Origin of the sequence: Helcobacillus massiliensis (assembly GCF_033106145.1) — a bacterium.
Classification (GTDB): Bacteria; Actinomycetota; Actinomycetes; order Actinomycetales; family Dermabacteraceae; genus Helcobacillus; species Helcobacillus massiliensis.
Window position 1 is genome coordinate 250,254 of the sequence record NZ_CP136959.1, and the last position, 13,454, is coordinate 263,707.

Consider the following 13,454-nt stretch of genomic DNA (forward strand, 5'->3'; position numbering starts at 1 on the left):
TCCCGAGGCGGGACAGGCTGCGGCGGGGCGGATCCCGGCGGGGCAGGCCGCGGCGGCGGGGCGCACCCCACCGCCGCGGCCGGATTCTCAGCCGAACACGAGGCGCAGAATCCACACGGAAACGGCACCGATGAGCGCCGCCGCCGGCAGGGTCACGACCCAGGCGAGGGCGATCGGGCGCATCAGCGACCAGTTCGCTGCCTTGTTCACCAGGCCCACACCCAGCACCGCACCGATGAGGATGTGGGTGGAGCTCACCGGCAGACCCAGCGACGATGCACTCATCACGACCGCGGCAGCAGCGAGCTCCGCCGCGAAGCCGCTCGAGGGGTGCATGCGGGTCAGACCGGAGCCGACGGTCGCGATCACCCGTCGGCCGATGAACCACAGACCCACGACCAGGCCGATGCCGAAGGTGATCATCACCGGGGTGGGAACGACGGCCTCTTCGCCGACGGCGCCGGTCCGCAGCACATCCAGCACTGCAGCGAACGGGCCGATGGCGTTGGCGATGTCGTTGGAGCCGTGGGAGAACGCGAAGGCACTGGCGGTGAACACCTGCATCCAGGAGAACAGCAGGAAGGTGGTGCGGTCGAGGTCGTACTTCTTCATCGACTTCGCGAAGATGAACACCGCCATCCACACGGTCGCGCCGACCATGCCGAGCATGAGAGTCGTCGCCAGCGGGGACACGTTGAGCTCGAGGTTCTTCAGACCCTTCACCAGCAGCATCGAGCCGATGATCATCGAGCCGAAGGCGGCGAGCAGCGGCACCCACACCTCGATCGCGCGATGCGATTCGACGCCCTGCGCCTCCTGCTCGATGTCGTACAGGTTGCGGTAGTAGGTGGACTCCAGCTCGTCCCGCTCGTAGTCGGCGGTGCGGACGGTCGCGGAGTCGCGCGCCATGGCGTTGGTGTACGCGATCTGCTGGATTTCGGAGAGGCGTTCGAAGGCGCTGCGTTCGCGGCGACGGTGCTCGATGCGCTTGAGCTTCAGCTCCCGCATCGCCTGGTCCGCTTCCTCGTTGTAGCGCAGGATGTGCCGTTTGATCAGGCCGAACAGGACGAACGCGACGATGCCGCCGAGCAGCGGGGACAGCACCCAGGACATGACGATCGTCCAGATCTCGCTCCACTGCACCATGTCGAAGCCGCCGGAGCCGGTGGTGAAGCCGATGCAGAGCGCGGCACCGACGATGCCGCCGACGATCGAGTGGGTGGTCGAGACCGGCCAGCCCATGCGGGTGGCGAACAGCAGCCAGGCGGCGGCGCCGACGAGCGCGGACATCATGATGAACACGAAGTCCATGGGGGAGTGGGAGATCGTGTCGAGCTCCACGATGCCGCTCTTGACGGTGTCGGTGACCTCGCCGCCGGCGATGATCGCGCCGGAGACCTCGAACACGGCGGCGACCATCAGCGCCTGCTTCATCGACAGCGTGCCGGCGCCGACGGACGTGCCGAAGGAGTTCGCGACGTCGTTGCCGCCGATGGTGAACGCCATGAACACGCCGAGGAGGACCGCGAGGATCAGCAGGACCACGGCGCTGGTGTCGCCGACGTAACCGAGGGTCCAGGGGATGAACGCGGCGAGCGCACCGATGAGGATGACACCGAAGGCGACGTGCCAGCGGGCGTCGCCGGGCGGCTTGGCTGTGGTCTCGCCGGCGCTGTCGTTCTCGGCAGCGGGGGACTGGCTGATGGAGGAGGACATCGCCGATTCCTTCCGTGTGGGGGACGGTCCATCTGCACTCTGACCGGTCGGTGTGAACGGCTCACCACATCGAAGTGACAGCGAGGGAATCGATGCCCACTCCTCGCGCTTGCCGGTGATGAGACGGCCTGGGCAGGTGGGTCCCGCTCTGCGAGACTGGCCTGATGAACGCGATGACCGACTCCGGCCCCGCCGCTGACGACGCCGCCCGCGCCCAGGAGCTGCTGCGTCGCCACCGCCAGACCATCGACAATGTGGACGCCGCGCTCGTGCACCTGCTCGCTGAGCGGTTCAAGTGCACGCAGGCGGTGGGCCGCCTGAAGGCGGAGAACGATCTGCCGCCGGCGGACCCCGCTCGGGAGGCCCGGCAGGTGGAGAGGCTGCGCGCCCTGGCCGACGAGTCCGGCCTGGACCCCGTGTTCGCCGAGCGGTTCCTCCGGTTCATCGTGCGCGAAGTGATCCGCCACCACGAGCAGATCGCTGACGAAGAGCGCCCGTCCGCATAGCGGACTGTCGTCCCGGAATATGGCGCCTCCCGCCTAGTCTGATCACCTTTGCGTTCGGCTGACCGGTCGAACACCCGAGACGACCTGAGGGAGGGACCTTGTCAGCGACCACATCCGCGCAGGCCGGGAGCACAGCTGCCGCCGACCCCGCCGGGACCGCGCCAGCCGAAGCGGACCTCCGACTCACATCGAAGGAGCGCCGGCGGGTCATCATCGCCTCCCTGGTCGGCACGACCATCGAGTTCTACGACTTCTACATCTACGCCACCGCCGCCGTGGCCGTTCTGCCGGCCCTCTTCTTCCTCGACGGTGACGACACCTCCAAACTGCTCGCCTCCATGGCGACGTTCGGGGCCGCGTTCATCGCCCGGCCCCTCGGCTCCATCGTGTTCGGGCACTTCGGTGACCGCATCGGCCGCAAGGCCACCCTCATCGGCGCCCTGCTCACCATGGGCATCGCCACCTTCCTCATCGGGCTGCTGCCCACCGCCCACCAGATCGGGCTGTGGGCACCTGCCATGCTGACGATCCTGCGCTTCACCCAGGGCCTCGGCCTCGGCGGCGAATGGTCCGGCGCCTCACTGCTGGCCACCGAGTACGCCGAAGAGGGCCGACGGGGGCGCGCCGCGATGTGGCCGCAGCTCGGGGCACCGTTCGGGTTCATCCTCGCCAACGGGTTCTTCCTGGTGCTGACCGTCCTGTTCGCGTTCGACTCCACCTCTGCCGTGCTCGACCACAGCTTCCTCGTGTGGGGCTGGCGCGTGCCGTTCCTCGCTTCCCTGGCGATGGTGCTGCTGGGTCTGTGGGTCCGGGTGAAGCTCGAAGAGACGCCGGTGTTCCAGCAGGCGGTCGACGAGGACAAGAAGGTGAAGTCGCCGGTGACCGAGGTGTTCCGCACCGCGTGGCTGCCGCTGATCCAGGGCACCTTCATCATGCTGGCCACCTACGTGGTGTTCTACCTGATGACCGCGTGGGTGCTGTCCTACGGCATTGCGAAGCCGGAGGCCGGCGGGCTGGGCATCAGCTACACCACGTTCCTCATCCAGCAGCTGCTGAGCGTTCTGCTGTTCGCGGCGTTCATCCCCGTGTCGGGCTGGGCGGCGGACCGCTTCGGGCGCCGACGCTCGCTGTCGGTCACCACGGCCTTGATCGTGGTGTTCGGTCTGCTGTTCACTCCGCTGATGGACCCGGCGAAGGTCGGGGTCGGCGAGGACGTTGCCATGTGGCGGGTGCTGCTGTTCCTGTCGCTCGGCATGATGCTGATGGGTCTGTCATTCGGGTCGATGTCCGCGCTGCTGCCGGAGCTGTTCGCCACGAACGTCCGGTACACCGGCAGCGGCATCGCCTACAACGTCGCCTCGATCCTCGGCGCGGCCATCACCCCGTTCATCGCGGTGTGGCTGAACGCCCGGTGGGGCGTGGGTGCAGTGGGAGCCTACCTGTCACTGGCAGGCGTCATCACGTTCGTGGCGCTGCGGCTCTCCCCGGAGACCCGGGACCGGGATATGCGCGAGATCTGATCGGCATCCCAGAGATGTGCAGGAGCGGCGGGGATGTCCCCGCCGCTCCTGCACATGCGCCTCGGATCGGGCGCCGGCTGCTGCGGCCCGATCACGCCGGGAGTCTCACGCGCGGGCGCCGAGTCCCTTCACGTGCTCCGGCAGGCGCTCGTTCGTGCCGTACATGAAGTGGTTCGCCATGTTCTCCGAGAACCGGCTCGCCTCCGTGGTGAGGCCCACGGCTTCGGCAACCTCGCGGATGTCGGCCGGGGAGGCGCCGCAGCAGACTCCGAGGTAGTTGACCCCGAGGCCGTAGGCGGTCTGCGCGAACTCCCGCAGTTCGTACCGGTTGCCGCGCAGCGGGTCCAGGGCCGTGGGGAAGGTGCGGCCGTGCGGTGACGGGACGCGGGCGCCCGGGTCGGACAGGTTGAAGAACGTCGGCTCCGCCTCGGTGGTGCGGTAGGGGATCGGGAGAGCGCCCACATGGCAGGAGACGGCCTCGCGGATCTTCTCCAGCCACGGCAGGAGCGTGTCAGGGCCGCGGAAGCAGTTGAGGCCGACCACGTCGGCCCCCTCCTGTTCGAGGCGCTGCGCGGTCTCCACGATGCCGGCCCCCTCGGCCATCTCCTGGAACGCCATCGGCGCGAGCGTCAGCACCACCGGCAGACCGGAGGACTTCGCGACCTCGAGCGCGGTGAGGGCTTCGCCGGCGTAGTAGAAGGTTTCGCCGATGATGATGTCGGCGCCCTCCTCGACGGCCCAGCCGACCATCTCCTCGAAGATGGATCGCACTTCGCGCTGGCTGGCCTCGTCGGCGGGGTCCCAGATGTTGGAGTTCGAGATGTTCCCGGCCACGAGGTTGCCGGGCTTCTCATCGGCCACCTGGCGGGCGATCCGCAGGGCGGCGCGGTTCAGCGGCTCCAGGAGGTCCTCCTTGCCGATGACCCGCATCTTCTCGCGGTGACCGTTGTAGGTGAACGCTTCGACGATGTCGGAGCCGGCGCGCTGGAAGTCGCGGTGCAGAGTCGCGAGGGCGTCCGGGTGTTCGAGGGCCACCTCGGGCACGAATTCGCCGGCGGTGAGGTAGCCGCGGCGCTCCAGTTCGAAGAGGAATCCTTCGGCGCAGATCACGGGCCCGGCGTCGAGGCGCTGGGTGAGGCTGAGGTCGGTCATTCGTCCTCCACGGGGTGCGGGGCGGGGCGCCCGGGTGGGCGCTGCGGTCCGGTTGAGCGTGGCAGGCCGACGGGTCCCGGCCCAATGCCTGTGGCGGACTGTGGCGACAGATGGCGCCCCACGACCCGGCGTGAACGCCGTATCGCACCCCCGCACAGCGAGGGGCGGGAGCCGGTCCTCGCTGACCAGCCCCCGCCCCTCGTCATCGCTCCGTGCGAGCCCGCGCTCACGCGCGGTTCACAGCACCTCGTCCTGAGCGAACTCCTTCATACCGTCCAGCAGCCAGCGGACGGTGAAGTCCGCGAACGACTGGCGCGGGTAGATGCGCCACACGTCCTCGCCGGCGCGGTGCAGGTAGATCGGCACCTTGCCGAGGCTGGTGGTGATGGCGGTGTTGACGCCGAACTCGCGCGGGTGCAGGTCGGCGTGGCAGCTCTTGGCGAGCACGTCACGGGCGGCGGCGCCGACGAGCTCCAGCACGGTCCGGTTGGCCGACAGCTCCACTGCGTGACCGGGCTTGCCGGCCAGTGCGTCGATGTAGCGGTCGGAGTCGCCGGGCTGCTGGCGTGTGGAGACGTCGACGGCGAGGAACTCGTCCGGGGACAGCCACAGGACGTGCAGACCCATCGGGTCGCCGGTGACCTGGCCGACTCGGGAGGGGAGCTCGAAGCCGAGCTCCTTCTCGATGAGCTGAGCGGATTCGGAGCCGATCTCGCCGCGCAGACCGATCTGCAGCGGGAACTGCAGCTCCCGCAGGGACACTGAGCGCGCACCGGTGACGGTGGCGGCCTCCATGTCGCCGGCGAGGTGCGCGGCCGGGGTGAGTCGGTGCTCGTCCAGCGGGACCGCCGGAGGCTCGGGCGTGTGCAGGGTGGTGGGGTTCTCAGCCATCGCGGCGCTTTCCTTCCGGGTCGAACAGGCACAGCGGCCCGATTTCCACTTCAACGAGTTCGCCGTTCACCAGCGACTTCATGATCTCGCCTTCGCGTTCGCGGCCGCTCTCGATGAGGGCGAGGCCGAACGGCCGGCCGAGGTTCGGCGACATGTACGACGAGGTGACGAAGCCGTAGGAGTGGACCTGGCCGTTGCTCGGGGTGACGGGGTCCTGGACGGAGCCCTTCTTCGGCGTCGGATCGGCGTCCTTGGCGATGAGCTGCGCGCCTTCCGGCAGGACGGTCTTCTTGTCCACGCTCATCACGGAGACCAGCTGCTTGCGGTCGGGGCGCTGGGAGTCCTCGCGTTCGAGGGAGCGCTTGCCGATGAAGTGCTTCTTCTTCGTGGAGACGGCCCAGCCGAGCCCGGCGTCGTCGGGGGTGACGGTGCCGTCGGTGTCCTGGCCGACGATGATCAGGCCCTTCTCGGCTCGCAGCACGTGCATCGTCTCGGTGCCGTACGGGGTGATGTCGAACTCGGCGCCGGCCTCTTCGACGAGCTTCCACGCGGACAGGCCGTAGAAGGCGTCCACGTTGATCTCGAAGCTGAGCTCACCGGAGAACGAGATGCGGCAGATGCGGGCGGGAACGCCGTTGGACAGCTCGGCGTCCTGGAACTCCATGAAGGCGAACGCCTCGTTGGAGACGTCCAGGCCGGGCGCCACCTTGGCGATGACGTCGCGGGACTTCGGGCCGGCCACGGTGATGGTGGAGTACTGCTCAGTCACCGAGGTGAGGGTGACGTCCAGCTCCGGCCACTCGGTCTGGTGCCATTCCTCCAGCCAGTCGAACACGGCAGCGGCACCGGAGGAGGTGGTGGTCATCAGGAAGCGGTCGTCGGCGATGCGCATGGTGACGCCGTCGTCCATGATCATGCCGTCCACACCGCACATGACGCCGTAGCGGCCCTTGCCCACCTTCAGCAGCTTGAAGCCGTTGGTGTAGAACCGGTTGACGAACTCGGCGGCGTCCTGGCCGCGGATCTCGATCTTCCCGAGGGTGGTGCCGTCCATGTAGCCGACGCTGTCGCGCACGGCCTTGGATTCGCGTTGCACCGCCTGGTGCATGTCCTCGCCGTCCTTGGCGAAGAACCAGGGGCGCTTCCACTGGCCGACGTCCTCGAACTCGCAGCCGGCCTCGAGGTGCCACGGCTGGATGGCGGTGACGCGTGCCGGGTCGAACAGGTCCCCGCGTTCGCGGCCGGCGAGGGCGGCGAACGGGAGCGCGGTGAACGGCGGGCGGTAGCCGGAGACGCCCACGGCGCCGAGGTCCTCTTCGCCGATCATGTGGGCGAGCACGGCCATGGCGTTGACACCGGAGGTCTTGCCCTGGTCGTTGGCGGTGCCGATGGAGGTGTACCGCTTGATGTGCTCGATGTTGGTCATGCCGGCACCGTAGGCGCGCTCGATGTCCGAGACGGCCTGGTCGCGCTGGAGGTCCACGAAGGAGTCGTCCGTGCTGCCGGTGGCGGACGGCACCAGCCACAGCGGCTTCACCTCGGCGCCGCACAGCGGCGCCTCATCGGCGACCTGGGCCGACGGAGCCTTCGCGTCGCCGGAGCCGGAGCCGGGGTCGAACCCGGCGTTGGCGGCAGCGGCCGCGAGGGCTGCCGCGCCGGCACGGGTGCCGGTGTCGAGCGCGCCCTGGGTGGAGAAGTCGCCGGTGAGGGCGCCTGCGCAGTGCTCGCCGGTGACATCGTCGTTGGGGACGAAGCCGGCGATCTCGGTGTTCCAGGTGGTGGTGCCCTGACGGTGGGTGTGCAGGTGCACGGTGGGCGAGAACCCGCCGGAGACGGCGAGCAGGTCCGCGTCGACGGTGCGGGTCTCACCGGTGAGGGCCCCGTCGGCGTCCAGCTCGGAGATGCTGACGGCGGCGAGGCGGTCACCCATCACGGATGCGTTGGTGCCGATGACTGCTGAGGACAGCGACAGTTCGGCGCCGGTGCGCTCGGCCGCGGCGGTGGCCGCTTCGCTGGCCTTCTCGCGGGAGTCGACGAGAGCGACGATCTCGGCGCCGGCGGCGTGGAGGTCGAGCGCGGCCTCGTAGGCGGAGTCGTTGGTGGTGAAGACCGCGATCTTCTGGCCGGGCAGGGCACCGTACCGGTTGGTGTAGGTGCGGGCTGCGCCGGCGAGCATGACGCCGGGGCGGTCGTTGGTGGAGAACACGATGGGCCGCTCCATGGCGCCCGGGGCGAGGACCACCTGGTCGGCGCGGATGTGCCACACGCGCTGACGGGACACGCCTTCGCGGTGCTTCGGCTCGAGGTGATCGGTGCGGTGCTGCAGGGCGATCACGTAGTTCGAGTCGTAGTTGCCGAACGCGGTGGTGCGCGACAGGTAGGTGAAGTCCGGGTTCTCGCTGAGCTCGGCGATGGTGTCGGCGGCCCACTGGGCGCCGTCGGTGCCGTCGATCTGCGCGGTCCGGGAGGACAGGAGGGAGCCGCCGGGGCGGTTCTCCTTGTCGATGAGGACGACGCGCGCCTCACCCTGGAGGGCGGCGCGGGCGGCGGCGAGACCGGCGGGGCCGGCGCCGACGATGAGGACGTCGGCGTGCATGTGCTTGCGGTCGTACAGGGCCGGGTCCGGGGTCGGGTCCAGGGCGCCCTGGCCGGAGACGTAGAACGCTTCGAGGCCGTCGGTCGCCTCCACGGAGGTGACCGGGAGCATGGTCTCGTCGATGTCGTCCTCGGAGCGGGCCTTGACGGTCACCAGACCGTTGGGCTCTTCGACGCCGGCGGCGAGGATGCCGCGGGGACGGTCGAGGTACATGGAGTTCGCGGTCTGGAGGCTGCCGCCGGCGATGAGGGCGGAGGCGAGGCTGTCCCCGGCGAAGGCGTCGTACTTCTGGCCGCCGAAGGTGATGGTGATGGGCTGCGAACGGTCGATGCCGTGGCCGGGGGCCGCGTCGGTGCGGCGCGACGGCGAGCTGCTGGCGGTGGTCACTTCGCGTCTCCTTCCTTGATGGTGGGGGCCTTCTCGCCCATGGCGTAGGTGCCCTTGAATTCGTAGGTTGCTGTGTTGCGGATGGCATTGAACCACTTGCGGCAGCCGCCGGAGTGGATCCAGCGCTCAGCGAAGTCGCCCTTGGGGTTCTCGCGGTAGAAGAGGTAGCGGCCCCATTCGGCGTCGTTGAGGACCGACGGGTCCTCGGGGTAGACCACGTGGGCTTCGCCGCCGTAGGAGAACTCGATTTCGTCGCGCGGTCCGCAGTGGGGGCAGTCGATCAGAAGCATTGGCGTGTCCTTGTCTGTCGAGATCTGGTCGGGTCAGTGGGCGACGGCGGCTGCGCCGTGCTCGTCGATGAGCTTGCCCGTGGTGAACCGGTCCAGGGAGAACGGTGCGTTGATCTCGTGCGGCTCGTCGTTGGCGATGGTGTGGGCGAAGGTCCAGCCGCAGGCGGGGGTGGACTTGAAGCCGCCGGTGCCCCAGCCGCAGTTGACGTAGAGGCCCTCGACCTCGGTCTTGGAGACGATGGGGGAGGCGTCGAACGTGACGTCGACGATGCCGCCCCAGGTGCGCAGCAGGTGTGCGCGGGCGAAGATCGGCATGAGCTCCACGGCCGCGGCCATCTGCTCGGCGACCACGTGGAAGGATCCGCGCTGGCCGTAGCCGTTGTACTGGTCGATGCCGGCGCCCATGACGAGCTCGCCCTTGTGCGCCTGGGAGACGTACATGTGGACGTGGTTGGACATCACGACCGTGGGGTGCACCTGCTCGAACAGCTCAGACACGAGCGCCTGCAGCGGGTGCGACTGGATCGGGAGGTCCACGCCGGCGGTCTTGGCGACCACGGAGGAGTGACCGGCTGCGGCGAGGCCCACGCGGGGTGCGAGGATGCGGCCGCGGGTGGTGTCCACGCCGATGGTCTTCTCGCCGTCCTTGAGGACCTTGGTGACCTCGCAGTTCTGGATGATGTCCACGCCGAGCTCCTGGCACTTGCGTGCGTAGGCCCAGGCGACCCAGTCGTGCTTGGCGATGCCGGCGCGCGGCTGGTAGGTGCCGCCCATGATGGGGTAGCGGACGTTGTCGGAGATGTTGAGGATCGGGCAGACCTCCTTGACCTCCTCGGGGGAGAGGAACTCGGAGTCCACGCCGTTGAGGCGGTTCGCCTCCACGCGGCGGACCGATTCGCGGACATCGCCGAGGGTGTGGGCGAGGTTGAGGACGCCGCGCTGGGAGAAGAACATCTCGTACTCGAGTTCTTCGGTCAGCCCCTCCCACAGCTTGAGCGCGTGCTCGTACATGGCTGCGGATTCATCCCACAGGTAGTTGGAGCGGATGATGGTGGTGTTGCGGGCCATGTTGCCGCCGGCGAGCCATCCCTTCTCGAGAATGGCGATGTTGGTCATGCCGTGGTTCTTCGCCAGGTAGTACGCGGTGGCGAGGCCGTGGCCGCCGCCGCCGACGACGATGGCGTCGTAGGACTTCTTCGGTTCCGGGTCTGCGGCCCAGAGGAAGTCTGGGTGCTCCGGGAGCGTTTCAGCCATGGGGTCCTTCCTTTCCTCAGCTAGGCGCCCTCGCTTAGCCGACTACTGATATATCAGCATTGTGGTTGATAGTATGGCCGCCATCACGCCCCGTCAAGCATTTTTCGCAACATTGTTCTGATCAGTGCAACAGTCCAGCTCAGTACCGCCATCCGATGGAGATTTCCGCATGAGTTCGCAGACCACGACCGACGACGCACCGCTGTCCGCCGGCAACGGGCTCGCGATCATCCAGGGGCAGCGCACCGCGGAGGCGGGCGAGGGGTCGATGTCCGAGCGCGCCTACGCTGACGTGCTGCGGCGGCTCATCATGCTGGACATCCGTCCCGGCGACCCGATCAACGAGAGCGCCCTGGCCACCGAGCTCGGCGTGGGCCGCACCCCGCTGCGCGAGGCGCTCAAGCGCCTGGAGCTCGACCAGCTGGTGGTGTCGTATCCGCGCCGCGGCACCTTCGCCACGCACGTGGACATCACCGAGCTGCAGTCGATCTTCGAGGTCCGACGGGTGCTGGAGCCGCTCGGTGCCCGCCTCGCGGCCGAGCGCCTCACGCCTGGTGACCGGGAGGTGTTCCGGCGCGTCGCGGACGACATCGGGCAGCTGGATCCGTCGGCGATGAGCCGACGGGAGCTGCTGGAGTACGACGTCGACGTCCACCGCGTGATCTACGCCGCCACGGAGAACACCCACCTCGCCGGGGAGCTCATCCGCCTGGACAACCTCGTGACCCGCATCTGGTGCGTGGTGCTGGATCGGATGCCGACGATCTCCGAGCACATCGTGGAGCACCGTGCACTGATGGAGGCGATCATCGACGGCGACGCGGACCGTGCCGCCGACATGGTCAGCGCCCACGTGGACGGCTTCGAAGCGGCGGTCCGCGCCGTGCTGTGATGCCAGCCGCACTGATCGCCTCCGCCGCCGGCGTGCTCGGCATCGCGCTGAACTGCTTGCTCGCCTGGCCGCAGGTGGCGCGTGCATTCCGCAGCGTGGAGGGCATCGCACTCGGCACGATCGTCGCGGGCTTCACCGGCCGGGTGCTCTGGTCCGTGCACGCCCTGCAGGGCAGCGGGGTCGATGTGCCGCTGCTCGTCGGCCAGGTGCCGATCGCGATCGGGTTCGCCCTGATCGCCTTCCTCGTGGGGCGGGCCCGGCCCGAGCTGCGGGTGCGCCTGCTGCTGACTCTGCTCAGCATCCTCGTCGTGGTCGTCGGGACGAGCCTGCTGTCACCTGCAGCGGTGGCGGCCGCCGCCGTGGTGGTGACAGCGGTGATCAACCTGCCGCAGATGGTCCGCGTGATCCGTCGACCGGACAGCGCCGCCGGTGTGAGCGCCGCCATGTACTGGCTGACCGCCGCGGCGAGCGCCTCCTGGATCGTGTACGGCGCGCTCAGTGGCGACTGGACGATCCCCCTGCCGCACCTGCTGCTCCTGCCCACCGGTGTGATCACCGCGCTGGCGGTTCAGCGCAGTCGACCAGAGTCTGCCGCCCAGTGACACGGACCGATGAGGCCCCCTCGCGATTTCAGGCGTACCGCCGCGCCAACTGATCGAGCGAGGAGCAGATCGACTCCTCGTTCCCCTCGAACACACCCAGTCGCCGGCACCCGCGCAGCACGATCGAGGGGACATGCGAATAGTCGAAGGTCTCGGTGGCGATGCTGACCCCGTCGGCCCCCGGGACCGGTTCGAAGTCCCACCTCCAGCGGAAGCCGAGCGGGTGGCGGAACTCCACCGTGCGGCCCGGCACCGACTCGGTGACCCGCATCGGCAGGCGGTAGGTGAGGCCGAACTTCGTGGTGCGGACACGGAACACGTCGCCGTGCCGCAGCTCGTCCGGGCCGATCGCATCGGTACCAATGGAGGAGGAGCCGTCGAGTTCATGGTGGCGGTGCGGGTTCGCGGCGATCGCCCACAGCTCGTCGGCAGGTCCGTCCACGCGGACGCTGTACGACATGGTGAACGGCTTCGACGGGACACGGGCAGCAGAGTGCTCAGCAGTCATGGCACCGACGCTACGGCCATCACCTGAACACCCGCCCCGCTCGGTCAGGCCGCGCTGCGGATCTCCACGCGACGGTTCTTCGCCCGCCCCTCCGGGTTGTCCTCACCGTTCTTCTCGTTCGGTTCGATCGGCTTCGACTCGCCGAATCCCTTCACCGTCAGAGTCAGGTCCGCTCGAGCCGCCGTGATCGCATCCGCCACGGCCTGAGCGCGCTTCTGCGAGAGCACATCGTTGCCCATGCTGGAGGGGACCGAGTCCGTGTGCCCTTCAACCCGCACCTCAGTGCCGTCCGGCAGCTTCGACACCAGCGCCACGATCTTTGCGGCGGCGGACTTCGAGAGGTCGTGCCGACCGAAGTCGAACAGGATGTCCGAGTTCAGGGTGATGACGCGGTCGGCGCCGTCCGTGGACTCCTGCTCCAGGGGTTCGATCAGCGGCTTCAGCGGGATGATCTCGGGGTTCAGGGGCTCGATGGTGCTCATCGGATCGGCACCTGCTTCACCAGCGGCTCCCCGGTCCACAGCACCACGTCCATGGCGGTGACGTCCGCGGGCGGAGCGCCGAACACCCACTGGCCGCGCTTCGCCTTCTCCGGGTTGAGGACCAGCTCGGTGGATGCCGTCGAGACCTCATCCACCGCCACGTGCTTGTTGAGGTTCTTCTGGTCGATGAGGAACGGGCGGAACTTGGTGGCGCCGTTGAACTCGTGCAGGCTGTCGATCCGCCCGGAGTCACCATCGGTGGTGGCGTGCAGTGTGTATTCGTAGGTGGCTTCGAGGGTGTCGCCGCTGCGGGTCAGTGCCAGCAGCGACGCAGTCATTGTGGCGTCCGGATCCCCGGGCCGGGTGATGGGGGCCTCCGCGGTGGCGATGGGGTCGGCGCCGGTGCTGCTGGGCGTGCCGGAGGTGGTGCCTGCGCCGCCTCCGTCGGAGGCGCTGCTGTCACGCGCGCCTCCGCCGTCGGACGCGCTGTCGGCCTCCGGTGCCTTCGAGGCCGCCGGTGCGGCCGCGGAGCCTGCCGGGTCGCTCGAATCCGAGGCCTTCGAGTTGGCGCCGCAGGCGGTGAGGCCGAAACTGCTGACGGCGAGGAGGCCGAGGGCGCCGCGCCTGGTTGCTGTGGTGGGGTGCATCGTGCTGGTCC

The 13,454-nt window shown here is 68.7% G+C and carries 13 protein-coding genes; 4 read left to right on the forward strand and 9 right to left on the reverse strand.

The annotated features are described in order from the left end of the window. Positions 1 to 87: 87 nt before the first annotated feature. Positions 88 to 1,716: an inorganic phosphate transporter gene (locus tag R3I40_RS01230; protein WP_239375882.1), complete on the reverse strand. Its 1,629-nt coding sequence runs from the start codon at positions 1,714 to 1,716 to the stop codon at positions 88 to 90. A 173-nt stretch (positions 1,717 to 1,889) separates the two neighbouring features. On the opposite strand from R3I40_RS01230, the gene R3I40_RS01235 reads away from it, so the two are divergent. After that, entirely contained in the window at positions 1,890 to 2,222 is a 333-nt protein-coding gene (locus tag R3I40_RS01235; RefSeq protein WP_183376690.1) for a chorismate mutase, read from the forward strand. Between the two features lie 98 nt (positions 2,223 to 2,320). Beyond that, on the forward strand, positions 2,321 to 3,742 hold the full coding sequence (locus R3I40_RS01240; protein WP_285262526.1) for an MFS transporter: 1,422 nt from the start codon (positions 2,321 to 2,323) through the stop codon (positions 3,740 to 3,742). A gap of 105 nt (positions 3,743 to 3,847) precedes the next feature. Here the strand turns inward: R3I40_RS01240 and R3I40_RS01245 are convergent, their stop codons facing one another. From R3I40_RS01245 to R3I40_RS01265, 5 genes are all read right to left on the reverse strand, one after another. Further along, positions 3,848 to 4,894 (reverse strand): homocysteine S-methyltransferase family protein, encoded by a 1,047-nt coding sequence (locus R3I40_RS01245; protein WP_183376622.1) that lies wholly within the window; start codon positions 4,892 to 4,894, stop codon positions 3,848 to 3,850. A gap of 237 nt (positions 4,895 to 5,131) precedes the next feature. Then, positions 5,132 to 5,785, reverse strand: a complete 654-nt coding sequence (locus tag R3I40_RS01250) for a sarcosine oxidase subunit gamma (protein ID WP_239375878.1) — start codon at positions 5,783 to 5,785, stop codon at positions 5,132 to 5,134. Continuing rightward, complete coding sequence (locus tag R3I40_RS01255) at positions 5,778 to 8,768, reverse strand: FAD-dependent oxidoreductase (RefSeq protein ID WP_239375876.1); 2,991 nt, start codon at positions 8,766 to 8,768, stop codon at positions 5,778 to 5,780. The genes R3I40_RS01250 and R3I40_RS01255 overlap by 8 nt, the downstream gene beginning before the upstream one ends. Next, complete coding sequence (locus R3I40_RS01260; protein WP_183376626.1) at positions 8,765 to 9,058, reverse strand: sarcosine oxidase subunit delta; 294 nt, start codon at positions 9,056 to 9,058, stop codon at positions 8,765 to 8,767. Before R3I40_RS01260 ends, R3I40_RS01255 begins: the two co-directional genes overlap by 4 nt. Before the next feature lie 33 nt (positions 9,059 to 9,091). Further along, entirely contained in the window at positions 9,092 to 10,312 is a 1,221-nt protein-coding gene (locus tag R3I40_RS01265) for a sarcosine oxidase subunit beta family protein (RefSeq protein ID WP_183376628.1), read from the reverse strand. Between the two features lie 268 nt (positions 10,313 to 10,580). On the opposite strand from R3I40_RS01265, the gene R3I40_RS01270 reads away from it, so the two are divergent. Next, positions 10,581 to 11,204 carry a GntR family transcriptional regulator gene (locus R3I40_RS01270; RefSeq protein ID WP_285262503.1) on the forward strand — a complete coding sequence of 208 codons (624 nt, stop codon included), beginning with the start codon at positions 10,581 to 10,583 and terminating at the stop codon, positions 11,202 to 11,204. Next, positions 11,204 to 11,806 (forward strand): PQ-loop repeat-containing protein, encoded by a 603-nt coding sequence (locus tag R3I40_RS01275; RefSeq protein ID WP_285262499.1) that lies wholly within the window; start codon positions 11,204 to 11,206, stop codon positions 11,804 to 11,806. Before R3I40_RS01270 ends, R3I40_RS01275 begins: the two co-directional genes overlap by 1 nt. A 28-nt stretch (positions 11,807 to 11,834) precedes the next feature. Here R3I40_RS01275 and R3I40_RS01280 read toward each other — a convergent pair whose 3' ends face one another. The 3 genes from R3I40_RS01280 to R3I40_RS01290 are packed head-to-tail and all read right to left on the reverse strand — an operon-like array spanning position 11,835 to position 13,443. Then, entirely contained in the window at positions 11,835 to 12,314 is a 480-nt protein-coding gene (locus R3I40_RS01280) for an SRPBCC family protein (protein ID WP_259924210.1), read from the reverse strand. 44 nt (positions 12,315 to 12,358) lie between these two features. Then, the gene (locus R3I40_RS01285) at positions 12,359 to 12,796 is read right to left on the reverse strand and encodes an OmpA family protein (RefSeq protein ID WP_183376636.1); all 438 of its coding nucleotides are present in this window, start codon (positions 12,794 to 12,796) and stop codon (positions 12,359 to 12,361) included. Further along, a complete protein-coding gene (locus R3I40_RS01290; RefSeq protein WP_285262500.1) occupies positions 12,793 to 13,443 on the reverse strand; it encodes a hypothetical protein in 651 nt (216 codons plus the stop codon). Before R3I40_RS01290 ends, R3I40_RS01285 begins: the two co-directional genes overlap by 4 nt. Between the last annotated feature and the right edge of the window lie 11 nt (positions 13,444 to 13,454).

Bases quoted from the DNA above. Each gene is read 5' to 3' on its own strand.
- R3I40_RS01230 (WP_239375882.1), bottom strand. From the start codon at position 1,716: ATGTCCTCCTCCATCAGCCAGTCCCCCGCTGCCGAGAACGACAGCGCC.
- R3I40_RS01245 (WP_183376622.1), bottom strand. From the start codon at position 4,894: ATGACCGACCTCAGCCTCACCCAGCGCCTCGACGCCGGGCCCGTGATC.
- R3I40_RS01275 (WP_285262499.1), top strand. From the start codon at position 11,204: ATGCCAGCCGCACTGATCGCCTCCGCCGCCGGCGTGCTCGGCATCGCG.
- R3I40_RS01285 (WP_183376636.1), bottom strand. From the start codon at position 12,796: ATGAGCACCATCGAGCCCCTGAACCCCGAGATCATCCCGCTGAAGCCG.
- R3I40_RS01235 (WP_183376690.1), top strand. From the start codon at position 1,890: ATGACCGACTCCGGCCCCGCCGCTGACGACGCCGCCCGCGCCCAGGAG.
- R3I40_RS01290 (WP_285262500.1), bottom strand. From the start codon at position 13,443: ATGCACCCCACCACAGCAACCAGGCGCGGCGCCCTCGGCCTCCTCGCC.
- R3I40_RS01265 (WP_183376628.1), bottom strand. From the start codon at position 10,312: ATGGCTGAAACGCTCCCGGAGCACCCAGACTTCCTCTGGGCCGCAGAC.
- R3I40_RS01270 (WP_285262503.1), top strand. From the start codon at position 10,581: ATGTCCGAGCGCGCCTACGCTGACGTGCTGCGGCGGCTCATCATGCTG.
- R3I40_RS01250 (WP_239375878.1), bottom strand. From the start codon at position 5,785: ATGGCTGAGAACCCCACCACCCTGCACACGCCCGAGCCTCCGGCGGTC.
- R3I40_RS01260 (WP_183376626.1), bottom strand. From the start codon at position 9,058: ATGCTTCTGATCGACTGCCCCCACTGCGGACCGCGCGACGAAATCGAG.
- R3I40_RS01280 (WP_259924210.1), bottom strand. From the start codon at position 12,314: ATGACTGCTGAGCACTCTGCTGCCCGTGTCCCGTCGAAGCCGTTCACC.